A 26,173-nucleotide genomic window follows, 5' to 3' on the forward strand; every position below is an offset into this window, starting at 1 on the left:
TTATTCCTTCCCAAGTCCTTTAAGCAGTTTAAGCCAGCTCTGGATATATCGGGTGCGATGTTTCTGTTTATGAATCACCACATAAAAATGCCGATGAAGGTCACGGTGCTGAACAGGCAGGCGTACCAGCCTTTGTTCATTGAATTCACGGGTCAGGCTGATACGACTCAGGCAGCCAATTCCCAGCCCGGCACTCACTGCTCGCTTGATGGCTTCAGGCTGTTGCAGCTCCAGAGCAATCTGCAGGTTTGGCAGAAGGTCGTGCATGGCGCGATCAAATGTTTGGCGAGTGCCTGAGCCGGATTCCCGGAGAATCCAGCGATTGTTTGCCAAGTCTTGATCGGAAAGCTCTGTTTTTGAGGCCAAAGGGTGTTCAGGAGAACAGAACACAACCAGCTCATCATTATGCCAGGGAGTGATGTCTAGCTTTGGATGATGCAGCTCACCTTCGATCAGACCGAGGTCAATTTCGAAGTTGCTGACGCCCCGGACAATGGCTTCTGTATTAGCAATATCCAGAGAAATGGTTCCCTGATCCGCAGCCTGAGGGTGCAGTTCGAGGAACTTCACCATCATCTCCGTAGCCAGATAGTTTCCTATTGTTAAAGTGACACCCACGCGCAGGCTGCCTACACTGCTTTGATTATGAAGGGCGGATTCCAGCTCGGTGGCCTGAGCCAAAAGAGCCTCAGCCTTTGGACGTATCCAATGCCCCATTTCACTGAGTTTCAGGCGCTTGCCAACCCGTTCAAACAGTTCAATAGAAAACTGTTTCTCCAGTTCTTTTAGGGCACCACTGGCTGCTGACTGAGACATGGACAACTGCTCTGCCGCCCGGGAGATGTTTTCTGTGTGGGCAGCGGCAAGGAAGATTTCAAGCTGGCGGAGCGTATAGCGCATTATTGAATAAATCGATTAATTATATTTATAAAAACAGATTAACCGATATGTTAAAACCAAGTAATCTAGTCAACAACTATTTGTCATAAATTATTAGAAAAATAAAACGTACGCAGGGTATGAATTGAAATGAGCTCCATAAGAACAGAAACAGTGACAGGGGTGCATCACTGGAACGACACCCTGTTCAGCTTTACTACAACCAGGGATACCGGCTTCCGTTTCAAGAATGGTCACTTCGTGATGATTGGCCTGAAGGTAGACGGCAAGCCGCTTATGCGAGCTTACAGTGTTGCCAGCGCTAACTATGAAGAAGAGCTGGAATTCTTCAGCATCAAAGTACCTGATGGTCCGCTGACATCGCGTCTTCAGCACCTTCAGGAAGGGGATGAGATTCTTGTCAGCAGCAAGCCTACAGGAACCCTGATTCTGGATAACCTGCTGCCAGGGCGTAATCTCTGGTTGATCAGTACTGGTACTGGTCTGGCGCCATTTATCAGCATTATCAAAGATCCGGAAACTTATGAGCAGTATGACAAAGTGATTCTGACTCACGGTGTGCGTTATGTGTCTGAATTGGCCTATCAGGAAATGATTAAGGATGAGCTGCCGGCAAATGAATTCTTCGGTGATTTAGTACGGGATAAGCTGGTTTATTATCCCACGGTCACCAGAGAGGACTTTCCTACCCAGGGGCGTCTCACTGACTTAATGGATAATGGAAAAATTACTGAGGATCTGGGGCTGCCAGAATTCAGCCTTGAACATGATCGCTTTATGATCTGTGGAAGCCCGGCAATGCTCAAAGATACCTGTGCAATTCTGGATGCTCGCGGCTTTGAGGAAGCCCGACATGGGAATGCCGGGCATTATGTTATTGAGCGGGCGTTTGTAGAGAAATAACCCTTTCCTGTTGAAAAGTCGCTGGGATGTTGTTTTGCCTGATGTGTTGGGAATACACTCCCGGTGACAGAGCTGCAGGAATGGACAGGTTGTGGATGACTCTATTGATGTAAAGGTTCTTCCAAAAGGCCAACCGCTGAATGTCACCCCATTATTTGATGGTGATGATGGCAGCATCATGATTCCCCATCGCCATGATTATTATGAAATTGTCTGGAGCCTTGGTGGAACGGGGGCTCACAGCATTGATTTTGTCGAATACCCGCTGCAGCCTTTCCGCCTGTTTATGATTACACCGGGTCAGGTTCATGACTCTCATAATTTAGGTGACCAAGTAAGGTTAATTACTTTTAGCCCCAGCTTTATTGAAGGCGGATATCGTCACAAGCTGGTTATGGGCAAAGTGTTTTATCAGAATCGCGCCTTCCGGCCATATATTGATCTGGATACGAAAGGGCAGGAAGAGCTGACAGCTTTGTATACCATCATGTCGCAAGAACTGCGCTTAGATGAGCCTGACTGGAATTTTCTTGATGCTTTACTCAGTAGCTTTTTGCGCTATCTCGTTCGGTATCACGAGGCTAAAGGTGATCATGGTGACCTTCAGGAAGAGCGGGTTATTCGTCTTCTTGAGTTGATTGATCAGTACTATCACTGCCAGCGTAAAACCGAGTTCTATGCTGAGCAGCTGGCACTGACGGGAAAACGTGTGAATGAGCTGACCCGTAAGCATATGGGAAAGACCGTCACTGGTTTAATACACGACAGAATTATTCTTGAAGCCCATCGAGAGCTGGCTTTTACAACCAAAACGATTACAACAATTGCGCTGGAATTGGGATTTCAGGATCCAGCCTACTTTTGCCGGTTCTTTCGTAAGCAGACACAGGAGTCTGCTGTTGCGTTTCGTGCCAGAGTGTTCAAATAACACCATAAAAGAGTGGTTTTCTCCATTTCTGCACACTGAATTAAGCCTGATAATACCCCTCGTCTTGTTATTGAACGTTTGAAAGCCTGCCCCTCTTTTTATTGGGTGGGCGGGGTATCTATGTCTCAAAAAACTATAAACTTACAAAGCGATCCGGTGCGGTCGTCATTTTTTCAGTATTTGTTTCCAGCCTTATCAGGAATGTTAATTAAATCGATCTTTATCATGGGTGATGCCATGTTTATTGGTCGAGGGGTTGGCTCCGAAGGATTGGGCGCTATTTCACTGATTATTCCGTTTTTCTCATTTTTTACAGCTGTTGCCATGATGATTGGTATTGGTGGCGCGGCTTTGATGTCTATTGAGTTTGGTAAGAACAACCTGCTTGCCGGTCAGGCTCTGTTTACTCAGTCCCTGTTATTTACAACTGTTGTCTCAATCGTGTTGGTATCCGGTGGGCTTTACTGGTTAGACGACATCATTTTCCTGATTGGTGCCAAAGGTTACATGGCAGAACTGGCTAGTGATTACCTTGGAATGATGCTCAAATTTTTCGTGATTTATGCGTTGGCCTGGGTCGCGTCCTGTTTTGTTCGTAACGACACCAACCCAAAGCTGGCAATGTATGCAATGTCTGCCGGTGCAGTCGCCAACCTGGTTCTGGATTATGTATTCATTATCGAGTTCGGTTGGGGCATGAAAGGCGGAGCTTTGGCGACAGGCCTTTCCCAAGTTTTGATTGCCGTTATTTTGTTAAGCCATTTTATTGGGAAAAAAGGAAACCTGCGGCTGAGCCTGGAAGGGCTTGGTTTTACGAAGGTCAAAAATATTCTGAATATAGGTATGCCGATCTTCTTTATCGAAGTGACTGCAGCAATGACTATCCTTCTGTTTAATTACGTTTTGCTGAGCAGTTTCGGTGAGACGTATGTCATGGCTTACGGCCTGACAGCAAATGTTGGAGTATTTTCACTCTTTACCATGGTAGGAATAGGTCAGGCATGTCAGCCGATCATCAGTTTTAATCACGGTGCCGGTCGCCATGATCAAGTACGCGAGATCGTTATGCTGGGCTTGCGTTATGCTCTTGGAGCCGGTTTTGTTTTTCTGGGTTGTGTGATGATTGGTGCAGAAGCGATTGTTTCTGTGTATGTCGCTGACAATGCCGAGCTTATCGATTTAGCAACAATGTCCCTGCGCTTTTATTTTATTGCGTCCCCTTTGATTGGGCTGAATATGGTGGTGGCAAACCTGTTTCAAGCAACGGCTAACCCCAGTCGTGCAACGCTACTGTCGCTCAGCCGAGGATTTGTTTTTGTGTTGCTGGGAATAATTATCTTGCCGTTATTTTTCCCGGAGAACGGTATCTGGGCCAGTATTTTATTTGCAGAAACAATTACAGCAGTTTTCAGCATATTTCTGTTGGTCCGCTTCTTTCAGCAGTCTCAAGTGAAAGAAACGGTGCCTGCTATCGCTTAGCCGGTAATACCCCGGGTAATCCCGGGGTTTTCAAGTCACGCAGGGTTTGCCTGAATCTTTGGCTCGGAATTATCTGGTTCTATGTACTGCTCACTGCCCCGATCAAACTCCGGCTGGTAATAATTGTTCTTCCACTTTTCAATCAGATGCTGATTGGCATGATCCCAGGGATGAAAGCCGGGTTTGAAGTAATCCCTGAAAGGTTGTTTCAGGCTGGTAATCACCCCGTCTTTGCCCCATAGAAATGAACCAAACTCCTTGATCTCACGCCAGCTGGGAAATTTTCTGGCCCACCAGTGCATGGCAATCATATAAGCACTGATTCTGAGAGTGAACAGAATACGCCCGATCTTCAGAACTTTGCGCAGGTATTTCTGATCGCCATCACAGGTCATAAACACATCAAAAGCAACAGCCTTGTGTTCAATTTCTTCTACTGCGTGCCAGTAAAGCAGGTTTCTTGCTTCCGGTTCCATAGATGCCAGCTTGTCTGGATTTTCCAGAACATATTCGGCGAGAATTGCAGTCAGGTGTTCCATACCTGCGGTCATGGCCAGACGAAATCTATTGCTGAACTTATGGATACGTTTGTCCAGTTCTTTCTGGAAAGAGTGCTCAAGCCTTGCTGCATCCCAACCTAAATCACTGAGCGCTTCATTCACCTGTTTATGCTGGTGGCTATGATGACCTTCCTGCCCAATAAAGCCACGAATCTGTTCCTGCAGCTTTGGATCTTTGATCTGATCACGGTAGTTTCTTACAGAGGCGATAAATTCTGCTTCGCCGGGAGGAAATGTTGCAGAGAGAGCCGCAATAAATGATGACTTCAATGAGTTGTTGTCAAAATAAAGATTGGCCTTCATCCGTTTGAACGGGAAAGACATTCTTCTTGGCTTTATATCTGGCTGGTTGTTCGCTTGATCAGTCAAAGTCTGGACCTCGTGTTTTTTATTATTGATCACAGATATCCTTCGAAAATGAAGGTTAATAAATCATCAGATGTTGAAATTATGGTCAGTTGCTCGAAATTCGGACAGGTGATACGGTCTCAATCTGATGGTGCTGAGAGGTCAACTCATGGCTATTGCCGTAGCCCCTATGAAAATATTTGGTGACAGTGAGTTCTCTTTATCCGGTGACTATCTGGTCTACTGGAGGGATTTTGCTTTCTCAAAGGGGATCAGTGCATCAACGCTTCTGGAAGGAAGTGGTATACCGGTTAATGTGTTGTTGAACCCCCCTGACCGCATTGCTCATGCCAACATGTATCCAGTAAGCGTGAATTTGTTGAATTCACTGGGAGACTGTTATCAAACGGCAGTAGAGCTCGGACAATTTCTTGAAGAACGCAAACATGGGTTATTAGGACTGGCTGTTCAGGGAGCTAATAATCTTCTGGATGCCAGCAAGCTTTTGGTTCAGTACATTCTGACCAGAACCAGTGTACAGAATGTTGAAGTGATTCCTGGCGAGCAGTATTACCGGTTGAGGTTCCAGAATAACGCTGAACATAAGTTTGAAGCGGCTCCGGCAGTCACGGTCCTTTATGAGTTGTCCACACTGGTCAGTATCGAAGCCATTCTTCGCCGTATGCTTGAAGGTAATGCTCTGAGTGGCGTCAGCAAAATGAATTTTACTGTTCCTGCACCTGAATCGGTGCCGGGCTATCTGTCACATTCTAATTCTATCATTACATTTGAACAGCCATTTATGGAATTGTGTATACCTGTCTCATGGATGGAATTACCGTTTCAGGCAACGGATGAAGAGTTAGGGCAAGCAGCCACAGAACTTTGCGAAAGCGAACTTCGTAATTTACAACCTAAAGATATTGTTGCCCGCCTGTTAGAAAAAATTAAACAAATCGAAGGTGCCAAGCCATCCCTGGAAGAAATGGCATCAGAGATGTTTATGTCTACCAGTACACTGCAGCGGCGCTTAAAAGAACAGGGGATGACTTATCAGCAAATCAAATCTGAGGCTCGCCTACAGCAGGCACAGGATCTGTTGATTAACAGTTCCATGCCTTTGGATGATATTGCTTCCAGTCTTGGGTTTAGCGATGCCTCGAACTTTTCTAAATCCTTTAAAACCTGGACAGGTTTGACTCCTATAGCGTTTCGAAATCAGAAAAGCGAAACCGCTTAATTTTCACTGCTCATAAAATTAAGCAGCCACTGTGTGGATAACTTCACGTCAGGGGCGGACGACAATGACTCTACCCCTTTTTTGAGGCGTTCATCCGGAATACGCCCCTGGCGGCTAAGCATCAGGTCTTTTGAATAATTGCTGGTGAACTCAGGATGCCCTTGAATACTCAGGAAGTGATCACCGTACTGCACCATGTAATAAGGGCAGAAATCACTGGCGGCCAGAACCTCTGCATTCTCTGGCAAGGTTGTAACCTGGTCTTGATGACTGACTAATAGGTTCAGATTGTTGCTGAAAGGCTGCATCCAGGATTTCTGCTCTACCACAGTGTTAAATGACATGCCGACGCCCCAGCCTTTATCTGAAAGCGTAACTTTTCCGCCAAGAGCCTCTGCCATAATCTGATGGCCAAAACAGATACCAACCAGTTTACGCTTTTCTGTATTCAGTAATCGAACAAAGTCCAGAAGTGGAGGAATCCATTCAAGTTTGTCATAGGCGCTATAACGACTCCCTGTAATTAACCAGGCATCGCATTCATCTGTACTTTGTGGCAGAACACCATCAAGCACTCTGTAGTTCGTAAAACTGCAGGTTGGGTCTTCTTTCAGGAATAATTCCCGGAACATTTCCGGGTAATTCGTGTGTTCAGGCTGCAGTTGTTCCTGAACATCATCGCACTGCAGAATTCCAATTTTCATAGAGGAACAGAAACTCAAAGTAGACGTTGGGTTATGAAAGTCATAACCCAACTATAGAATTAAAGGTCGCCATTAACGGCTTTGGTGAAAATGCTTGCATATTGATCGGCGGTAAACGCTATTGGGTTTCCACCTGAAGATGGATCTTCCGTTGCCATCACACCAACTTTTTCAGCTTGCGCAGTATCAATGCCAATTTCACTCAAGCTGTGGGGAATACTGACAGTTTGGCGCAGTTCCAAAACCCAGTTCATGAATCCATCAAAGGAACCATCCTCAAGCTGCAGATAACTGGCAAGGCGGGTGATGCTCTCTTCAATAGCTTCACGATTCGCTTTCAAGACGTAGGGCATGAGTACTGCATTCAACAAACCGTGATGAGCATCGTAAAGAGCACCTAATGGATGGGCCAGAGCATGCATGCCACCAAGACCTTTCTGGAAAGCCGTTGCGCCCATGCTTGAAGCCACAATCATCTGGCTGCGAGCTTCCAGATCTGAACCATCGGCTACAGCCTGGGGCAGGAAATCTTTCACCAGCCGAATACCTTCTATGGCGATGCCTTGGGCCATGGGGTGGTAAAAAGGTGAGCAGTAAGCTTCCAGATTATGGGAGAGAGCATCCATACCTGTTGCAGCGGTGATTTTACCGGGTAGCCCAGCAGTTAGCTCTGCATCGAGAATAACGATTTCCGGTAGCATCTTTGGATGGAAGATAATCTTCTTAACGTGATTTTCTTCATCGGTAATCACGGATGCCCGGCCAACTTCGGAACCGGTTCCTGCTGTTGTGGGCACGGCAACGATAGGTGCAATGCCTTCAGCATTAACCCGCAACCAGTTGTCACCAACATCTTCAAAATCCCAGATAGGACGCTTTTGCCCAACCATCAGAGCAATAGCTTTTGCAGCATCAAGAGCAGAGCCTCCACCTAAAGCAATAACCCCGTCGTGATGACCTTTTTTGAATGCGGCAACACCATCGACAACATTTTGCCCGTTTGGGTTTCCTTTAATGTCTGTAAACAACTTGCAGTTCAGATCTGCATTCATACAGATCTGGAAAGCCTTTTTGACTGGAGGCAGGGCAGCTAGCCCCGGGTCTGTGACCATCAGGGGAGATTTCATGCCCAGCTCTTTGCAGGCATCAGCCAGTTCATAGATACGGCCAATACCTGAGCGAACCGAGGTTGGGTAATTCCAGTTAGCGGTAAACTGATCCAGATTCATTCTCTAATACCTTCGCTTTTCACTTCAGCCGCTCAGGCCGTTTTAATATGAAAGGATTTTGGGCGGGTGAGCGACTCATAACCCAGCTTCGATAAGGTGCAGCCACGGCCGGAATTTTTAACACCTGTCCAGGCCAGTGCCGGATCGAGGTAATCACATCGGTTCAGGAAGAATGTTCCCGTCTCAACCTGTTCACCAATGGAGATACCTTTATCAATATCTTTTGTGAACACAGAAGCTGTTAAACCGAACTCGCTGTCGTTCATCAGGGCAATAGCTTCCGCATCGGACGACACTTTTTGTATGCCTACCACTGGGCCAAAAGATTCTTCGCTCATCACTCGCATGGAGTGGTCAACATTCGTGAGAATCTGTGGAGCAAGATATGGCGTGCCCGGTTCATCAAGCGGGAACTCTTTGGCATTAATCTGGGGAACGGCTCCTTGGGTAATCGCTTCCGCAATTTGCCCACGAACAAAATCAGCAGCAGAGGTGCGAACAACAGGGCCAAGAGTGGTTTCAGGATCGTCAGAACGGCCAAGTTTATGTTGCTTCACTAAGGCAACAGACTTTTCAACAAAGCTGTCATAAATACTTTCGTGAACATAAATTCGTTCAATGCCGCAACAGGACTGACCGGAATTGAAGAATGCACCATCCATTGTTGTTTCTACAGCATGGTCGAGATCTGCATCCGCACGAACATAAGCCGGGTCTTTGCCACCCAGCTCCAGCCCTGCGCCAATAAAGCGACCAGCGATAGCTTTTTCCACCATTTCACCGCCAGAAACGGAGCCGGTAAAGGCTACATAGTCGATAGCATCGCTCCGCATCAGCTCTTCAGTGGCCTGATGGGAAAGGTGCAGATATTGGAAAACACCTTCAGGAAGGCCTGCGGCTGAAAATGCTTCAGCAAGGCGTTCGGCGCAGAGTGGAGTCTGGGCAGAGTGTTTTAGAATGACAGTATTGCCAGCCATGATAGCCGGCATAATAGCGTTTATTGCCGTAAGGAAAGGATAGTTCCAGGGCGCAACAACAAAAACTGTTCCTACAGCTTCACGTTTGATCCAGCGCTGAAAACCTTGTTTTTCCTGAATCTGAACAGGAGCTAAAGCTTCTTCGGCTACATCAATCATGTAATTGGCGCGTTCCTGCAAGCCGGCAACTTCTCCTGCACCATAACGAATCGGGCGACCCATCTGCCAGCATAACTCTTGGGCAATGTCGTCTTTCTTGGTAACAAAAGCTTCAACCGCTTTACGACATAAAATTGCCCGTTGCTGAAGGTTCGTAGCTTTCCAGCTACTTTGAACTTTTTTGGCAAGAGTGACTGCCTGCTCAATTTGTGTGGAGTCAGCCAGTTCCCGCTCAACATACACAGAGCCGTCGATAGGTGAGATGGTTTGTAGCATAGTGCTCATATTGCTTTTAACAGCCTCAATCAAATGATTTCGAAGTAACGATCCATTTCCCAATCGGTAATATGTTTGCGGAATTCCCTTTCTTCCCATTCACGGGAAGCCGCATAGTGGTCTACAAATTCGGAACCAAACATTTCTCTCGCAGCATTGGATGCTTTAAATCGCTGGGCGGATTCCCACAGGGTTCTGGGTAGCGCCAGTTCTGGCGAATGTTGCTGCTCATAAGCATTGCCCTTCACCTGTGCTTCCGGCTCCCACTTGTTCATAACCCCGTAAAGACCAGAGGCCAAAGCGGCAGCCAGCGCCAGATAAGGGTTAGCATCAGCAGAACCCAGACGATATTCCACACGCTGGGATTTAGCAGAACCGGGAATCACACGTAAGGCCGTGGTGCGGTTTTCTACGCCCCATGTGGCATCTGTGGGAGCCCAGAAGCCGGGAATCAATCTTGTATAGCTGTTAACAGTGGGCGATAGCATGGCTAAGAATTCAGGCATCAATCGTTGTTGCCCGGCAATAAAGTGCCGTTGTATCGCGCTGATATTGTGCTCTTTAGAGTTGTCGTAAAAAGCAGAACCGCTGCCGTCTGTATTTTGTAGAGAGATATGAATATGTCCGCTCTGGCCAGGATAGTCAGCGGACCATTTCGCCATAAAGGTGGCCATCATTTCATTTCTCTGGGCGAGCACTTTCATAAAGGTTTTAAACAGGGCAGCTTTGTCTGCTGCGTTATCAGCCTTATCAACAGCAATTGCAGCTTCAATCACGCCGGGGCCGGTTTCGGTGTGAATACCTTCAATGGGGAAGTCCATGGTTTCTCCCATTTCCAGAATCTGGTGATACAGCTCCGAGTGCACAGAGTTACGAATGATGGAATAACCAAACCAGTCAGGAGTAATCGGTTCTAGATTGCGAAAGCCTTTTTCCCGTGCAGACTTGGGCGTTTCGTTAAACAGAAAGAACTCATATTCCAGAGCTGCGTAGGGATCAAAGCCCACTTCTTTGCACTTCTCTATAACCCTTCGAAGAGTTCCGCGGGGGCAGATGGCTTCAGCCTGTTTATCAAACTCAGCCATAAACAGCAGCATGTCGGGTTCGGTGTGAATATCCCGGCAGGACTCCGGCAGAATGCGAACTGGGGCATCGGGGTAGCCAGTGTGCCAGCCAGTGTATTTAACATTGTCGTACAACTGATCTTTTGAATCCCAGCCCAGAATGACATCACAGAAAGCAAAGCCGTTCTCCAGCGAGGAAAAAAACTTGGACTTGCTCATGTATTTACCAAGCATCACACCATCATTGTCGAACAGTCCGACCTTCACATGGGTGAGGCCTCGCTCTTCAACAATACGCTTGGCGTCTTCTACCGTGCGTACATCTCTTGGATTTATCATTTGGGTTCCCTGGGTATCTTTCTATTGTTTTCAGGCGTTATGTTTCGGGTATGGCACCTGCCAGAACTCAGAACTGACAGGTGCCCGTGAGCACAGGGCCAGTGCTCTTACATCTCTATCAGTTCAGTTCGGCTTCAGCTTTCGCGATGGCTTCAAACTCTTCTTCCGGAGCTTTGGCAACCAAGTGGTGACGACTGTAAATTGCGAAGTAAGCCACCATGACTCCGTAGAAAATAGCAGACCAGAATGCAGCTTCCTTATTAACCAGGAAGGTTGAGATAAAGGCGATCACAGCCAGAACCAGAGCGATACCTGAAGTCAGTACACCGCCGGGGGTTTTGTAAGGGCGATCAAGCTTTGGCTCTTTGGCGCGCAGAATAATGTGAGACAGCATCATCAGTGCATAAGATATAGTGGCACCGAATACGGCCATAGTGATCATCAGGTCACCTTCACCAGTCAGTGACAGCAGGAAGCCAATAACGCCAGGAATGATCAGAGCCATAGCCGGAACTTTGCGCTTGTTAGTCACTGACAGGAAGCGTGGCAGATAACCCGCACGTGACAGAGCAAAGATCTGGCGGGAGTAAGCAAAGATAATGGAGAAGAAGGATGCAATCAGGCCGGCCAAACCTACGGCATTCACGAATGTTGCCATTGTTGAATTCTCACCATAGATCGCCTGCAGAGCACCAACCAATGGAGCTGCATGATCTTTCATCGCATCAGCTCCGGCAGCACCAGGAGCAAGGAACAGTACCAGAGCACCAAATACCAGAAGGATAATCATGGCTGTGATGATGCCTTTAGGCATATCACGAGCAGGGTCGGTGGATTCTTCTGCTGCTAGAGGAACACCCTCTACAGCAAGGAACAACCACATGGCGAAAGGCAGAGCTGCCCAGATGCCAAAGTATCCCTGAGGTAGGAATGATGATGCACCGGTTGCTTCACTGTTCACCGCAATATCAAACAGGTTTTTGCTGTCGAAGTGAGGAATAAGGCCTAACGCAAAAACAACAATTGCCAGAGCGGCAACGGCTGTAATCGCCATCATGATTTTCAAGGCTTCACCAGCCCCCCAAAGGTGCAGGCCTACAAACATTGCGTAGAAAGCCGCGTAAACCATTGGGCCGTCAAAGCCAAACAGTTCGTTAACATAACCACCGATAAATACTGCGATAGCAGCAGGAGCAATGGCATATTCAAGAAGGATTGCTGTGCCGGTAAGGTAGCCACCCCATGGCCCCATAGCCCGGCGTGCATAAGAATAACCACCGCCAGCAGTTGGCAGAGAGGCAGAAAGTTCTGCTAGGGAAAGCACCATAAACAGGTACATAATGCCCATCGCCAGAGTTGCCAGCAGCATACCGCCAAAGCCACCATGCTCGAGGCCAAAGTTCCACCCGGCAAAGTCACCGGAGATTACATAGGAAACCCCAAGCCCTGCCAGAAGAATCCAGCCAGCGGCACCTTTTTTCAGCTGTCGCTGGTTAAGGTAGTCATCCGATACAGACTCGTACTCGACGCCACCTGTTCCCGTATTGGTATTCAGCATATTTTTGCCTCTTTTTATCTGAGAGCCGCTTTTGTTTGTTGGATTTTGCGGTACTCATTTTTGTTGTTATTCGACCAAGTACCTGATTGGGTACTGAGCAAACTGCATGCCGGTTAACCTGAATGTACGGCTCCAACTGAAAAAAAGGCAAACACCATAATTTGTACTTACAGGGAAAAATAAGTTTTTTTAATAGTGTTGGATGTCCTGCCCAATAAGTACGTGATTTTGTAGCCAGCGTAACTGAGAGGTTATGGTGGGATAAAAACTGGTGGTCAGTATCTGGCGGGCGTCGTGTGCGATAATTTGGGGCAAATCATCCAACTCTCCCTCTCTGGCGATCAAAGTCAGTTCACGATAACAACATTCACCGGGTATTAATCCGACGCTGATCTGCTGCTGTTTTTCGAGATTTAGCTGGTATAAACACAGTGGTGTGGTAATGGTCCAGCCGCAGCCTGTCGCCACTGCGTTAAGAATGGCTGATGTGTTGTCGAGATAAAGTCTCGGTGGAGGGGTAATGCTGCGCTGGCGTAATATCCGTTCTACATGCTGACCAATCAGAGAGTGATCGGTATAACGAACCATTTGCAACTCTCTGGATAGATCTTCGAGGCTATCCAGCAGATGTGCGTGAGAGTTTGGTGTAATAACGAGCAAGGGTTCTTTTAGGATTCTGTGACGCACAAGCCCGTTGTAATCCTCCAGTGCATCATCAGAAATAATAATATCTGTGTTGCGTGACGTGATGGCATTGGCGTGAACATGAGATTGTCCAGTTTGAACTGTCCACTCCTCGGTTCTCTTTTGAACGACATCAAGAAGTGGTTTGCCAATGGCGTTCATCAATGAATCTACAAGCGCTATGCGTACATGATGAAGCCGTTTGAAATTGCCGGAGCGTATGTCATGCCCGGTTTTTTTTGCCTGCTCAAGAAGTGGTATTCCTTTGTCGTATAAAAAACGACCGGCTGTGGTCAGTTCGATAGGACGAATAGAGCGGTCAAAAAGCTGAGTGTCGAGAGACTTCTCCAATGCAGAAAGGGTTTGGGATACGGAGGACTGGGTCATATCCATGCGCTGGGCAACAGTGGTCATGTTGCCGGTTTCGGCCAGCTGGATAAAAACATCCAGCGATCGGAGGTCAAAGCCAAAAAGGTTTTTCATTATTTTTCGTTCTTTATTCTATTTATCTGGATAGTTATGCAAGAAACAGGCATACCTTTCCAGTTTGCCTCTCTGACCTGTGATCACTGTTGGGATGACATAGGATCACCTGTACCTCTGGCTTAATCTGATCCACAGTACATTAACAATAATAAGAACGCCTTACTCGACAGGTTTTATCTCCATGCCAAAAAGTTTAAAGAATGCTGTTGTTGCCATTACAGGTGCGGGGTCCGGTATTGGACGGGCGTTGGCACTTCAATGTGCCAAAGAAGGCGCGATTGTTGCGATTTCCGATGTGTGTGAAGAACCTCTGCAGGAAACTGCACAACTTTGTCTTGCTCATACAAAGGATGTTGCCTGTGATGTTGTTGATGTCAGCCAGCGTGATGTCATTTATGAGTGGGCAGAGAAGACGGCTCAGCGTTTCAACAGAATTAATGTGATTATCAATAATGCTGGTGTAAACCTGAATGGCAGTGTTGAAGCGATGACTGATCGTGATTTCGAATGGCAAATGGATATTAACTTCTGGGGTGTAACCCATGGTACCCGTGCTTTTCTTCCGCACCTGAAACAAGCGGAATGGGGGCATGTGATTAATATTTCCAGCCTGTTTGGGCTGGTCAGTATGCCGAACCAGTCTGCGTATAACGCATCAAAGTATGCTGTGCGTGGATTCAGTGAAAGCCTGCGCATGGAGCTGGCTCTAGAAGGTAGCAGTGTCAGTATCAGTTGCGTACACCCCGGCGGTATTAAAACCAATATCGTAAACAGCTCCCGTATTCTTGATCAGGTTGGCCCCCAGTTAACTGAAGAGCAGCAAAAGCGTGAGTTTAATAGCAAACTGGCAAAAACGACCCCAGAGCAGGCTGCCAATATTATTCTGACCGGAATGAAGAAAAACAAAAGCCGGATCCTGGTTGGAAGCGATGCAAAGGCTGTTGATCTGCTTCAAAGATTCTTGCCAGCCAAGTATCAGGCAATTGTCGTTAAAGCGCTGGGGTTAAGAAAGTACCAGCTACAAAAACAGCAGCAGGCTGAAGAATCTCGGGGATAACCCCATTTTCCACTTTAATACCATTAATAATAATTACAGGTGATTTATGGCTGCGGAGCCACTTGATGTCGTTATTATTGGAGCAGGCCTATCCGGTATCGGTGCAGCCTGTCATCTGAAAAAGCATTGCCCGAATAAACGGTTTGCGATTCTGGAAGGGCGAGACAGTTTAGGGGGAACCTGGGATCTGTTTCGCTATCCGGGCATCCGCTCAGATTCCGATATGTACACCCTCGGTTATAACTTCAAACCATGGACAAAAGCCAATGGTATTGCCGATGGTGAAGATATTCGAACCTATGTCACCGAAGCCGCCAAAGAGGCCGGGATCGATAGCAAAATTCGCTACGGGCATAAAGTGATTGCTGCAGACTGGGATTCAGAAACTGCTCAATGGCAGCTTACGGTGGAAGAAAAAGGCAAGACCAAAGCCATAGCTTGCCGATTCCTTCTTTGCGGTACTGGTTACTACAACTACGAAGAAGGTTACCGTCCGCAGTTTGCCGGAGAAGAGAATTTTTCCGGTGAGATTGTTCATCCTCAAAAGTGGCCGGAGAATTACGATTACAGCGGTAAGAAGGTTGTTGTTATTGGTTCAGGCGCTACAGCTGTCACTCTTGTACCAGCTATGACCGACAAGGCTGAGCATGTCACCATGCTGCAGCGTTCACCAACTTACGTGATGACTTTGCCGCAGGATGATCCGATGGTAAACGGCCTGCGGAAAATCTTGCCGGAAACTTGGGTGTACAGAATTACCCGAACCCGGAATATTGGTATCTCCTGGCTTATCTATAAATACTGTCGTGCATTTCCTAATGCCTCTCGCAAGATGATCCTCAAGCTGACGAAAAAGCAGTTGCCTGAAGGTTATGACATGAAGCATTTCTCCCCCAGCTATGCGCCGTGGGATGAGCGTTTATGTGCAGTACCTGATGGAGACCTGTTCAAAGCAATAACCGATGGCAAAGCTTCTGTAGAAACAGATCATATTGATTGTTTTACAGATAAAGGAATTAAGCTGAAGTCTGGTAAAGAGCTTGATGCAGATATTATTGTTACGGCTACAGGTTTGAAAATTCAGCTGTTCGGTAATATGAAACTGAGCATGGACGGTGAACCGGTCGATATGTCAGAAAAGATGTATTACCGGGGGGTTATGTTCGAAGGGGTTCCCAACTTAGGTATGGTGTTTGGTTATACCAATGCTTCCTGGACCCTGAAAGCTGACCTGATTCTGGAACATATCTGTCGTCTGCTGAATTACATGGAGGACAGTGGTTATAAGCAGTGTGTACCCAGAAATGTAAATGGTGCAGTTCACGAGCCATTTGTAGATATGCAGTCTGGATACATACAGCGTGCTCAGGGAACGATTCCTCACCAAGGCTCCAAAAAACCCTGGAAGCTATATCAGAACTATGTGATGGATATGATCAGCTTGCGCTTTGGCAAGGTAAATGATTCTTCTCTTGAGTTTTCCTCTCCTAAATACAAAGCAAAAGCTGAAACACAGGCTGAAGCCCGGGAAGAGGTTGTAGGCTAACGTGTGTTTTGTTGAAGGCTACCGGGTTTCTTTAAAGGGAATCCGGCAGCCTTCGATTTAAATATGTGGCTACAAAAGATCCGCGTAATAGTCAGAGAGTTGTCGCCCGCCTGCCAAATATTTGAGAAGCTGGAAATCCTGTCAGAAATGCCCTTTTGAGTACCTCTAATCTGGCATTCCCTACACCAATCCCCTTCACTGAAATGGATAAGTTTTTGGGGTATTGGAGAACAGTATGGCTGTCAGGGAACGCAGAGATGCCAAGGGTTTCACCCTTATTGAGTTAATGATCGTAGTGGCGATTATCGGAATTCTGGCCGCTGTTGCTATTCCGGCCTATCAGGATTACACCAAAAGAGCGAAAGTGGCTGAGGGGTTGCAGCTGGCTTCAGCGGCTAAAACAGAAGTTGTAGAGTTCTTTGCTGCTACAGGGGCTTATCCTGCTGCTGATGTGGAATATATGCAGAATTTTGCTAACCCATCAGGTTTTAATCCAACGCGGGTTGTCTGGTCGGCCTATCACGATAAAGTGGAAATCTGGTTTGGCGCTACGAGTGGTGATGCAAATACAGCGGAAGGGATTCTCTGGCTCACCCCTTCAATAGTGAATGGCTCTATAGAATGGACCTGTGAAAACCACACGGATTCCCGTTATACGATAGATTCTGAGACTTATTTGCCTGCGAACTGTCGGTAAATTCTATTTTTAGTCACTTAGTGTCAAAGAGCCCCAGTAAATACTGAGGCTCTGTTTAGTGGTTATGAGCTAACTGACTTTACTTTGACTTCTGCCCAGTTTTCGCACCCAGGCAAATTCTGATCAATGATCAGGTTCCCTTCCGCTTCATAGGTCATGGTTCCAAAAATATAGGGAATCCACCACCACTTGTAATCCATGGCCATGTCCGAAAGGCCTACAGCACAGCGATCCTGCTCAATAGCTTTATCTACAGCTTCTTTAACGCTTGGGCGTCCAGTAGGGATAAAGGAGATGATGTATTTTGTATCTTCGGCTTTAACTCTCTGGCCACTGATAAACTGGTCAGAGTTCACGTTCATATTTTTGGTGCTGGCTACAGTCAGGTCAGCAACTCGGTTTGCACAACCTGAGGACAGCAGAGCACCAGCCGTAAGGGCGGCAATAGCAATTTTTTTCATGAGAGGTTTTTTAAAGGTTTTATACGAAATAGCTCATTGCGAGCTTAAAAGAGAGGCACAAAAAAGCCGAAACACTTTTTAGAAAGAGTTTCGGCTTCTAAGTATGGTACCAGTGGTCGGACTCGAACCGACATGCCCTTAAAGTAAAGGCAACGGATTTTGAGTTAGTCATTTGATAATAAATTATGCATATATTTGTGGTAGCTTTACGAAATATATAAATTAAGTTGCAAGACCTAGGTACGCCTTTCTATGAGAGGAGTAATGGGGGGGGGCGGTATGCCAAAGGGGCTTGGCATACCGCATATTTTATTAATTAAAGTTATTTGTGCTTATTGCAGTGTATTTATCTTAATAAGGCGGTCCAGTAGCTCCTCTAGACCAGTCCCTTCTGTGGATGCTAGTGAGGATAGGGATAGTGCTTGAGCACCTAAAGTAGGAAATTGATAATTTGTGCCATATATATTGAACGGGGCTACTCGGTAGTCCATAAGTTTATCATCATTATCTGGATAAAGAATGATCATAGAATAAACTGCCGCTCTACTTTCGTAATGAGCTAATCCATGAACATACTTCATAGTACAATCAGCCAAGTATTCACTAAAGGCTTTTTTTCTATCAGTATATTTAGCATCAAAAACTAGTAGTCTTTTCGGATAACCTTCATTTTGAATATCCAAAACAATGTCTGGAGTTCTCCGGGAATACTTGTAATTTCTTTGTTTTCCTAGATAGTCGCTACGGGCTCCTCCGGGGGATCTAGATTCAGTATTAACAATATTGCTAGCTTTTGAATGTCCAACCATCCAGTAGTCAGGTTCATAGTGTAGGGAGCAATTAAAGCCATCTATTACTCCGCACCACATAGATTTATTTTGTTGTCCTGATGATAGCCCGACATTCAAACACCAACGTCTAACACGAAGGACAGTGTAGTATTCAAATAATATGGGTATTGCATTTATTGCAAGTAATATTTGTTGGGATCTCCAATCGATTTTTTTATTACCAAACCATTTGGTAATGGTGCGAAAAAGCATTAAGTAATGACGATTGCTCCTAACCTTTGGTGTTACATGAGGCATTGAATCATAATGTTTGGTAACGGGCATGTAACGACTGAAAATAGTTTTAATTGATAGCAACCGTTTTTGACATTCATTTATAACAGATACATGGTGACCATTTATTTTTTTTACCCAATTATTCATGCAAGTGAAGAAACTCAAGTAATCAGAATGTGCATTAACAGTATTGCTAGTACTAGATTTTGAGTAGCCTTCGATAAGCTCCTGAGTAAAACAAAGTAAGTGCTCTATATATCCGTGTAAAACCCTGTTTTCGTAAATGTCAGTGTGCTCCTGCATAACAGGTGCTTGAACTTCCATGGCTTTATAATAACAACCGTCATGCATGATGTGTGAACTTTCATTGTCATCTGTTTGCTGAAGAACAGATAAATTTTCCATTAACCATGCGATACCTTGCTCTTGTAAAGCATCAAAATGAGAGCCATCTTTCACTTCTAGACGCGAAGTTAGTGCTGTTAGTGGTTTATGAATAATATATGGAGTTACCTCCTCAAGAAGGAGTATGTCTTTCTGGAGTTGTTCTATCAGGCGGTTCGGTTTATCACCTCCTTCGATTGGTGCTGCACCATATCTAGTTGCACCAAATGCAGAATGTAAATCGCCATCTGTTTCATCTATTATAAAATCAATCATTTTTTCTGCTTGTTCAGCAGAAACTTTACGTGCTAAGACTTCAAGAGGAGCTACTTCATAAAATATTTCATCATTGTGTTCATATTTTACATGTAATGTTAAATATGCCAATCCGAAATAGTTTAAGAATAATGATTCATATCCTCCATTGTTCCGTCTTGCCGGTTTTAGGACATATTCATTATCATTTACACCAGATTTCTTGGAGAAAGGTAAGCTGACCTCTCCAATTAATAGTGAGATACCATCACATGGTTTCTCCACTATAATTGAGAAGGCTAGTGCTTCTGTTTCCAGCACGTAGGGATACGTAGCAACATCCTTGTTGATTGTAAGCCGTTCGTCGACATGAAGAACTATTTCTGTCCCCCGTCGTGTGCTGTTTAATATTTCAATCTGTAGTTGCATGCCGATTCTACCTCTCAGAAAAAGGTATAGCTGCCGACATAAGCATCACCATTGGAAATGATATTGTCCAGTAAATCGGTAGTACGATTGAAGTTGTTTTTTGATGCGTGATCACGCAATTGTTCTAGGCGAGATTTGAATGGTTTACCATAGCCGTTAATTAATGGTAGTGCGAATTGTGATAATGCAAAGTCAATAGCATATTTTTTATCCATATAATTTACAGCAACTTCATAGTAAGACTGCATGGCATATCTTTTACGTTTGCTAACTGTAACTGGAGTTCCAAGAGCTCTATCTCTTTTCTCTAATATGTCGCAGAAGCTAGATAAGGCAAGTGCCTCATCACCTAAAAGTTCAGCTGGTCGGCCAAAATGTTTTTCCAATGTTTCATAGGGGAGAGCACCATCCATAAAGCTAGCGCTTGCCTGTGTGGCAATTTCTACCTGTGGTAAATCCATTGAAATAACAGGCACCCTATCGCATAAGCGAGGAGATAAAGGTTCTGTTGTATTATCATTATTTATTGTTGCTAAGAAGCGGATGTTTTTAGCAACAGATATGAAGCGGTCATCGCCTGACATTCCAGTATCAATGGCTCTGAAGCGACCTTCACCATCGCACATAGCAAGGAAGTCAGACCAGTAGTGTTCAATTGGGCTTAAGTTTGCCTCGTCAAGAAGAACTAAGCGTAAGGCTTTGTCAGCATCGTTAGCATTATGCTTTAGGAATTGATACATACCAGTCTTCGATGCCTGATATACGCCTTTCATACTATTGTAAAACCCAAGGAAATCTCTTCCAGATACCCAACCACGACTCACAGGAACATTTAGAAAAGAGTCACTGTTTCCATTGTCTTGGAGCAGTTTATGGGCCTTTGCAAGCCTGATTGCAGTTGATGTCTTTCCTGATCCAGGTAATCCTTTAAAAACAGTCATAAAGGATTGTTGGATGGAGATGAGAATGTTCGCCATTTCTTCAAATGAAAACTCTCTTCCACTATCATCAAAACCACTAGATATATCTTCAATTATTTTTGAAGCACTATCAGGTACTCTTGTAATGATTTGGGGTGGAGTGAACTCCATTCTCTTTGTATCACGGTTGTAAGAGTGTCCCTGCAGTAAGTCTAATAGTGTGCGAAGCTCTGTTACCTCTTTTGAAAGTTCGGGACTTTTGAGTTTTGCTTCTTGTGCTCGGACTGCGATTTCCAGATCTTCCTTGCGCCGGTCAAGGTACTTTACTTCTTCTTTGATCGAATCGACATCGCTCAGCATGCCAACCTTATCTTGAAGGCCTTTCTCTTCACTGTTTAAGGAAGCTAAAGCTTCTCGTTTCTCTTCGATTTCCTGTTCTATTTCGTTAGCAACCTTTAAACGTTCTTTCTGTGCTTCTTCTTTTGTTTGGGCTTTTATTCTTTCTATTTCCTGTTCGGCAGCACTTCTTGCCTCTTTGACTAACTCAAGTACTCTTTGCTCTTCTTTTTGTTTTTTTGTATTTAATTCAACTATTTCTGACTCGAGCTTATCCTTTTTTTCGTTGAGTTCTGGAATGTATTCGCCAGCTAAAGACGGGTTTTTTGCCATATAGCTGGCAAGGAATTCTTTTCCAGAATCTCCAGATAAAAAACCATCAATGATCTCTGTGCCTATATCGCTGTGGCTTAAATATTTATCAACAATTCGTTTTAGTCGGTCGACTCTTTCATCATTTGCAGATTGTCTTTCTTTTTTAAGAACTTCTGTAATTCCTTTTTTTAGAACATCTGCTGCTTTTCTATTGATAAGCTGAACGCTACCATACTTATTTCTTCCAAAGTAGGTAATTAGTTGAGTGTCATTTATATAGTCAACCTTTGTAATAGATGTCTTCAGCTGTTGTCCTAGATCTTTTAATGAACCGATAAACCATTCTGCATCAAGAGTTTCTTCTGGTAGTTCGTGTCTATAAATAAGTCCTGAGCTATCCAAGCGTTTCAAAGAAATTTTTGCTATATGGTATGTCGGTAGGCTAAGAGCAATACTTGGTTGCGGAGTTGCGATAATTTCATCATCAACCATGTCAGCGGTGAAGGGGCCGAAGCAAAACCCCTTATTGGTAATGAAAAATGCCCCGCGAGGAAGAGTACCAGAAAGACTTATATAGCCTGTACTTTTGTTGGGCAAGTTTGAAGAAATTACAGGAATCATCTGGTTGTTTTCAAGTGGCTTTGCAGAATAGCCAGTTGCCCAGTGATGGTGGTGATCACGGGAATACTCAGAGATTTCTCTATCTTGCTCTTTGTAATTCTCGAGAATAAATAACTCTCCATCTTGATATTTCTGTTCTATTTCCTCGTATCCTTTACTGATCCAAACACCTCCTGTTGGAAACTCCTTTGGATCAGGGATTGTAATTTCTCCATTGCTGATATTTTTTGTAAAAACTATGCTGACTGTACCTTTGTCAGAGTCCCCAAGCGCGCTGTTTTTAACAACGATTAGTTCAACCTTATTTAGATCGTACATACTTTAACCTAATCATATATACAAGTGAGTTGCCCGATATCCTTTCTGGACATCACAAGCTTGGCGATTCTACTCTTGTGCAACAGAAATCTGTAGGGATAGGCAAGGCATTTCTATTGTGAGCATATGTGAAAACTGGGGTTAATAGGCGGTTGACCTGATGTGTTATCTGTCAGAATTGTCATATCTGAAAAATAGTAGGCCAATGATGAATAGTTCTGATCTACCGTTCGCAATTTTTAGTTTAAGAAATGTCGAAAAATAACTTACAAACTGCCGCCCGGTAAAATAGAGGGTACTCAGTAGCTGTTACATTGAGGTAGCCATGATCACATGCCCCTCATTGGTCAAAATGTGGATAAGATCCCTTTTTTGAATTCTTAATGGGAAAGAGCGTTGGTTCTACGTTGCTATCGAAATTTAGAATCTTGGATATGGCAGTATTGGTTATGCGCCGCAGGTACTGAGTGGTGATCACTGATCCGTAACGAAAAGTGCGTGAAATATCAGGAAACGTAGCAACGGCTTCTATGTGAGTTGAGCTTCAAAAACTGAAAATATCGTAATTGGGTCAACCAAATGGTCGGCTTTCTAATAAGGCTGGGAGTTAAGCCCTCTCTATAGGAATAAAATCAAGCCTACGTTCCAAGAGAGTGGGCTGCTTACTTCTAGACTGGTATACGCATTGCCTGCACAGACTGACGGGAGATGCATAGGAGAAGAAATGACTAGAGCGTTGAGGAGGGCTCTATGGCTGGGGTAATTTGGTCACCCAAATCATCACTTTTGTCTTAGATAAAAAAAGCAGAAGTGGTTACTAATCTCTCCGGCCTTTCTATATATGGTACCAATGGTCGGACTCGAACTGACACGCCATTGCTGGCAACGGATTTTGAAATAGTTGCATTTAAATAAGCAACATGTGGTAGGCATACCTTGATAAAGAATACGGAAATGACGTTATGTCACTTACATGTCATCTGGATGTTCAAGGAAAATATAGATGTGAGTGTCTACTTACTCGGAAGGCCTTGAGTCATATGGTACCAGTGGTCGGACTCGAACCGACACGCCCGTAAAGGCAACGGATTTTGAATCCGTCATGTCTACCAATTCCATCACACTGGCGACTCAAGCGGGTCGCAGTATAACATTTGCGAATAAGCATGCAAGATCATTCCTCTATAGCCGATAAAAAATACAATTGTTATTGATTTCAGCGAGTTGGCTATGGATCAGTCACACAGTTCACAGGGCAGCGGAAGATCAATCAAGCCGCCGCCAGCCCCACCACCTCCCCCTCCACCTTTGACTGAAGAGGAGAGGCAAAGTGGGATTACAAATATCTTTGATAAAAAACGGTCCTGCTTTTCTAAGCCAACACCTTCTCCTACCGTTTCCCACTCCTCTGGTCGTGATATTTCCATGGAGGATAGTGTTGACTCCCATCTCACTCCTCCACCTGAGTCAGAGTCTGGAGACCATTCGCTGTCAGGCTCACACTCTTATCGTCGCAGTCATTCAGATAGTGGAAGCTCAGTGACTTCTGGGTATTCCACTGATCACGATAGTTTGGAGTTTGAGCCTCCGACTCTTGATGAGCGCACCATAGAAGCTGTGGATGATTTTGATCCCACTGTTACAAAAATGACTGACGAAGGTGTCAATCTGGGTCAAAGGCAAAAAGCCTTACAGGTACGTGAGAAAATCATACAGGACATCCGTAAAGACAAAGCTGAGCTGTGGATGCACGAAAACGTTAATAAGATGCTTCGCTGGATTGGGGATGAAGGGTTTGCTGAAGAAGAAGAGGTGAAGGTTATTCTGGTAGTCGGGGGGAAGTCTGTCCAGATAGCACCACCACTAGCAGGGCAAGGAGTGTCTGACGAAAAAATTAAGCTCTATACCGATTACGTTTATTCCTCTGTCGCAAACGCTCGAAAAGATTTGACGCCAGTGAAAGAGCTGAAAAAAAGAGTCAAAGCATCTAAAGGCAAACTGGGAAAAGCTAACAAAAAGCTCACTAAAGAATATGGCATGGCTATTAACAGCAAGGCCGAAAAAAAGTGGATACAAAATACCCGTATTCTTCTGGTTCTTGAAAATGGCACCGGCAGGGTCGAAGGTGGGCGGCAACGTTCTTCTTATATTCCTGAGGAAGCTACACGTCAAAAGCAACCACACCATCTCAAACCGGATGCGCTGGTTGTTCAAACGGACGATGACTCTTTTGGAGAGCTGCCTAATCTTTCAGGGCAACGGAAACCACGTTATTCCGATAAGTTTTTGCGGCGTGATGATAATGAACCTGGTTTTGAGGATGAGGGTGATAGTGTTTATCCTGATTCCTTGAGTAGTCTTTCCGAGACTGAGGGCAAGGAGTACATGCTCAGGCGTTTTCAGGCATCAAACCCTTTGACCTCATCGGGAGAGGGAAGTAACTGGAATGACGATGACGAACCGCCTTTTCATCTGGAGTTTCCTCCTCACTCTTCCCGTGCAACCCCCTTGAATTCATCGGGAGGGGGAAGTGACTGGGATAACGATAATGAGTCACCTTTTCATCTTGAACTTCCTCGCCGCCCTTCTCGTGCTCCCAGTATGGATGAGTCGCTAGCTTCTTCAACAGACACTACTAATACCGTTGTACCAAACCCAAATTATCGAGACGAAGATAGTTTGAGTTCCACATCGACCATAAGGCCCCGCTCTGATTTGGATGCAGACTCGGAAAAGGGGGAAGATGATGAGGATATGACGGATTAGTAAAAGATAAAACCTCTCAGGTTGTTCTGTTTCCCCTGTGAACAACCTGACATTTCTCCCATCTTTCGGTATCCTTCCCGCCCATTTTCATGCTGTGTGAGGCTGTAGCGGCAAATGCGCGTCAGCGATTTTCATTTTGACCTTCCCGATGAACTGATTGCCCGTTATCCCATGCCGGAGCGGAGCGCCAGCCGTTTGCTGGTGGTGAATGGTGAAGGTGGCAAGCCTGAACACAAAACCTTTCGGGATATTGTCGACTATCTGGAACCTGGAGATCTTCTGGTTCTGAATAATACCCAGGTTATTCCTGCGCGGGTTTTCGGGCAGAAAGAAACAGGCGGCAAGGTTGAGGTTCTGGTAGAGCGCGTTCTTGATGAGCGCATGGTTCTGGCTCAGGTTCGGGCCAGTAAATCTCCCAAGCCGGGTGCCCGACTGTTACTGGAAGGCGGCATGGAAGCGGAAATGGTTGAGCGTCAGGACTCAATGTTCCTGCTGCGTTTTGCCGGCGAAGAGCCTGTAGTACAAATGCTGGAAAAGCATGGCCATATGCCACTGCCGCCCTATATTACCCGTGAGGATGAGCTGGAAGACCGTGAACGTTATCAAACTGTTTATGGTTCCAGAAAGGGTGCTGTTGCTGCACCAACCGCAGGCTTGCACTTTGATGATGAACTGTTTGCGGCGATTGACGCCAAAGGCATTGAAAAGGTATTCGTAACCCTGCATGTAGGCGCTGGTACTTATCAGCCTGTTCGGGTTGATCGTATTGAAGATCACCACATGCACTCTGAGTACCTTGAAGTTCCTCAGGACGTTGTGGATGCGGTGAATCGTACCCGTGCCCGTGGTGGGAGAATTGTTGCGGTAGGTACAACATCTGTTCGCAGTCTGGAAACCGCTGCCCGGAATGGTGAGCTCAAACCATTTGCCGGTGAAACAGATATCTTTATCTTCCCCGGCTTTAAATATCAGGTTGTGGATGTACTGATCACCAACTTCCATCTGCCGGAATCAACCCTGTTGATGATGGTCTCTGCCTTTGCCGGCTTTGAAAAAGTGATGAATGCTTACCGGGAAGCGATTGACGAACGCTATCGTTTTTTTAGTTACGGCGACTCTATGCTGCTGACCCGGAAAGACCCTTAAAGCTCTTATATAAAAGAGCCA

General features: G+C 45.4%; 20 protein-coding genes and 1 tRNA gene. 9 read left to right on the top strand and 12 right to left on the bottom strand.

Translation table 11 applies throughout. From position 1 onward, the window contains the following. A complete protein-coding gene (locus ACY2RR_RS08060; protein ID WP_490107629.1) occupies positions 1-900 on the bottom strand; it encodes a LysR substrate-binding domain-containing protein in 900 nt (299 codons plus the stop codon). A 129-nt stretch (positions 901-1,029) separates the two neighbouring features. Here ACY2RR_RS08060 and ACY2RR_RS08065 point away from each other — a divergent pair, with 129 nt between their 5' ends. The 3 genes from ACY2RR_RS08065 to ACY2RR_RS08075 all read left to right on the top strand — a co-directional run bounded on the left by ACY2RR_RS08065 (position 1,030) and on the right by ACY2RR_RS08075 (position 4,210). Further along, the gene (locus ACY2RR_RS08065; RefSeq protein WP_490107630.1) at positions 1,030-1,803 is read left to right on the top strand and encodes a ferredoxin--NADP reductase; all 774 of its coding nucleotides are present in this window, start codon (positions 1,030-1,032) and stop codon (positions 1,801-1,803) included. A gap of 91 nt (positions 1,804-1,894) precedes the next feature. Next, positions 1,895-2,731, top strand: a complete 837-nt coding sequence (locus ACY2RR_RS08070; RefSeq protein ID WP_490107631.1) for a helix-turn-helix domain-containing protein — start codon at positions 1,895-1,897, stop codon at positions 2,729-2,731. Between the two features lie 120 nt (positions 2,732-2,851). Next, positions 2,852-4,210: an MATE family efflux transporter gene (locus ACY2RR_RS08075; RefSeq protein ID WP_490107632.1), complete on the top strand. Its 1,359-nt coding sequence runs from the start codon at positions 2,852-2,854 to the stop codon at positions 4,208-4,210. 35 nt (positions 4,211-4,245) lie between these two features. Here the strand turns inward: ACY2RR_RS08075 and ACY2RR_RS08080 are convergent, their stop codons facing one another. Next, positions 4,246-5,139, bottom strand: a complete 894-nt coding sequence (locus ACY2RR_RS08080; RefSeq protein ID WP_490107633.1) for a metal-dependent hydrolase — start codon at positions 5,137-5,139, stop codon at positions 4,246-4,248. A 148-nt stretch (positions 5,140-5,287) separates the two neighbouring features. Here ACY2RR_RS08080 and ACY2RR_RS08085 point away from each other — a divergent pair, with 148 nt between their 5' ends. Next, complete coding sequence (locus tag ACY2RR_RS08085; RefSeq protein WP_490107634.1) at positions 5,288-6,358, top strand: AraC family transcriptional regulator; 1,071 nt, start codon at positions 5,288-5,290, stop codon at positions 6,356-6,358. Here ACY2RR_RS08085 and ACY2RR_RS08090 read toward each other — a convergent pair. The 6 genes from ACY2RR_RS08090 to ACY2RR_RS08115 all read right to left on the bottom strand — a co-directional run bounded on the left by ACY2RR_RS08090 (position 6,355) and on the right by ACY2RR_RS08115 (position 13,831). Then, a complete protein-coding gene (locus ACY2RR_RS08090; protein WP_490107635.1) occupies positions 6,355-7,062 on the bottom strand; it encodes a glutamine amidotransferase-related protein in 708 nt (235 codons plus the stop codon). The genes ACY2RR_RS08085 and ACY2RR_RS08090 overlap by 4 nt on opposite strands. A gap of 59 nt (positions 7,063-7,121) precedes the next feature. Continuing rightward, positions 7,122-8,291, bottom strand: coding sequence for an iron-containing alcohol dehydrogenase (locus tag ACY2RR_RS08095; RefSeq protein ID WP_490107636.1), 1,170 nt, complete (start codon positions 8,289-8,291; stop codon positions 7,122-7,124). Positions 8,292-8,323: 32 nt separating this feature from the next. After that, positions 8,324-9,712: an aldehyde dehydrogenase family protein gene (locus ACY2RR_RS08100; RefSeq protein ID WP_490107637.1), complete on the bottom strand. Its 1,389-nt coding sequence runs from the start codon at positions 9,710-9,712 to the stop codon at positions 8,324-8,326. 20 nt (positions 9,713-9,732) lie between these two features. Next, positions 9,733-11,106 carry a glutamine synthetase family protein gene (locus ACY2RR_RS08105; protein ID WP_490107638.1) on the bottom strand — a complete coding sequence of 458 codons (1,374 nt, stop codon included), beginning with the start codon at positions 11,104-11,106 and terminating at the stop codon, positions 9,733-9,735. Between the two features lie 118 nt (positions 11,107-11,224). After that, positions 11,225-12,664: an ethanolamine permease gene (gene eat, locus ACY2RR_RS08110; protein ID WP_490107639.1), complete on the bottom strand. Its 1,440-nt coding sequence runs from the start codon at positions 12,662-12,664 to the stop codon at positions 11,225-11,227. A 189-nt stretch (positions 12,665-12,853) separates the two neighbouring features. Beyond that, on the bottom strand, positions 12,854-13,831 hold the full coding sequence (locus ACY2RR_RS08115) for a LysR family transcriptional regulator (protein WP_490107640.1): 978 nt from the start codon (positions 13,829-13,831) through the stop codon (positions 12,854-12,856). A gap of 184 nt (positions 13,832-14,015) precedes the next feature. Here ACY2RR_RS08115 and ACY2RR_RS08120 point away from each other — a divergent pair, with 184 nt between their 5' ends. The 3 genes from ACY2RR_RS08120 to ACY2RR_RS08130 all read left to right on the top strand — a co-directional run bounded on the left by ACY2RR_RS08120 (position 14,016) and on the right by ACY2RR_RS08130 (position 17,134). Continuing rightward, positions 14,016-14,891, top strand: a complete 876-nt coding sequence (locus ACY2RR_RS08120) for an SDR family NAD(P)-dependent oxidoreductase (protein WP_490107641.1) — start codon at positions 14,016-14,018, stop codon at positions 14,889-14,891. A 46-nt stretch (positions 14,892-14,937) separates the two neighbouring features. Then, positions 14,938-16,437, top strand: coding sequence for a flavin-containing monooxygenase (locus ACY2RR_RS08125; protein ID WP_490107642.1), 1,500 nt, complete (start codon positions 14,938-14,940; stop codon positions 16,435-16,437). A gap of 235 nt (positions 16,438-16,672) precedes the next feature. Beyond that, entirely contained in the window at positions 16,673-17,134 is a 462-nt protein-coding gene (locus ACY2RR_RS08130) for a pilin (RefSeq protein WP_490107643.1), read from the top strand. 62 nt (positions 17,135-17,196) lie between these two features. On the opposite strand, the gene ACY2RR_RS08135 is transcribed toward ACY2RR_RS08130, so the two are convergent. The 4 genes from ACY2RR_RS08135 to ACY2RR_RS08150 form a co-directional block, all read right to left on the bottom strand. Beyond that, on the bottom strand, positions 17,197-17,595 hold the full coding sequence (locus ACY2RR_RS08135) for a hypothetical protein (RefSeq protein ID WP_490107644.1): 399 nt from the start codon (positions 17,593-17,595) through the stop codon (positions 17,197-17,199). Between the two features lie 332 nt (positions 17,596-17,927). Then, positions 17,928-19,730 (bottom strand): DUF2357 domain-containing protein, encoded by a 1,803-nt coding sequence (locus ACY2RR_RS08140; protein ID WP_490107645.1) that lies wholly within the window; start codon positions 19,728-19,730, stop codon positions 17,928-17,930. 14 nt (positions 19,731-19,744) lie between these two features. Then, positions 19,745-22,240: a DUF8727 domain-containing protein gene (locus ACY2RR_RS08145; RefSeq protein ID WP_490107646.1), complete on the bottom strand. Its 2,496-nt coding sequence runs from the start codon at positions 22,238-22,240 to the stop codon at positions 19,745-19,747. A 1,041-nt stretch (positions 22,241-23,281) separates the two neighbouring features. Next, positions 23,282-23,368, bottom strand: a tRNA-Leu gene (locus tag ACY2RR_RS08150). Positions 23,369-23,470: 102 nt separating this feature from the next. On the opposite strand from ACY2RR_RS08150, the gene ACY2RR_RS08155 reads away from it, so the two are divergent. Further along, complete coding sequence (locus ACY2RR_RS08155; protein WP_490107647.1) at positions 23,471-25,006, top strand: hypothetical protein; 1,536 nt, start codon at positions 23,471-23,473, stop codon at positions 25,004-25,006. Positions 25,007-25,120: 114 nt separating this feature from the next. After that, positions 25,121-26,152, top strand: a complete 1,032-nt coding sequence (gene queA, locus ACY2RR_RS08160) for a tRNA preQ1(34) S-adenosylmethionine ribosyltransferase-isomerase QueA (RefSeq protein WP_490107648.1) — start codon at positions 25,121-25,123, stop codon at positions 26,150-26,152. Positions 26,153-26,173: the final 21 nt, after the last annotated feature.

The sequence above is a fragment of the Parendozoicomonas sp. 2304DJ65-17 genome (assembly GCF_058148445.1).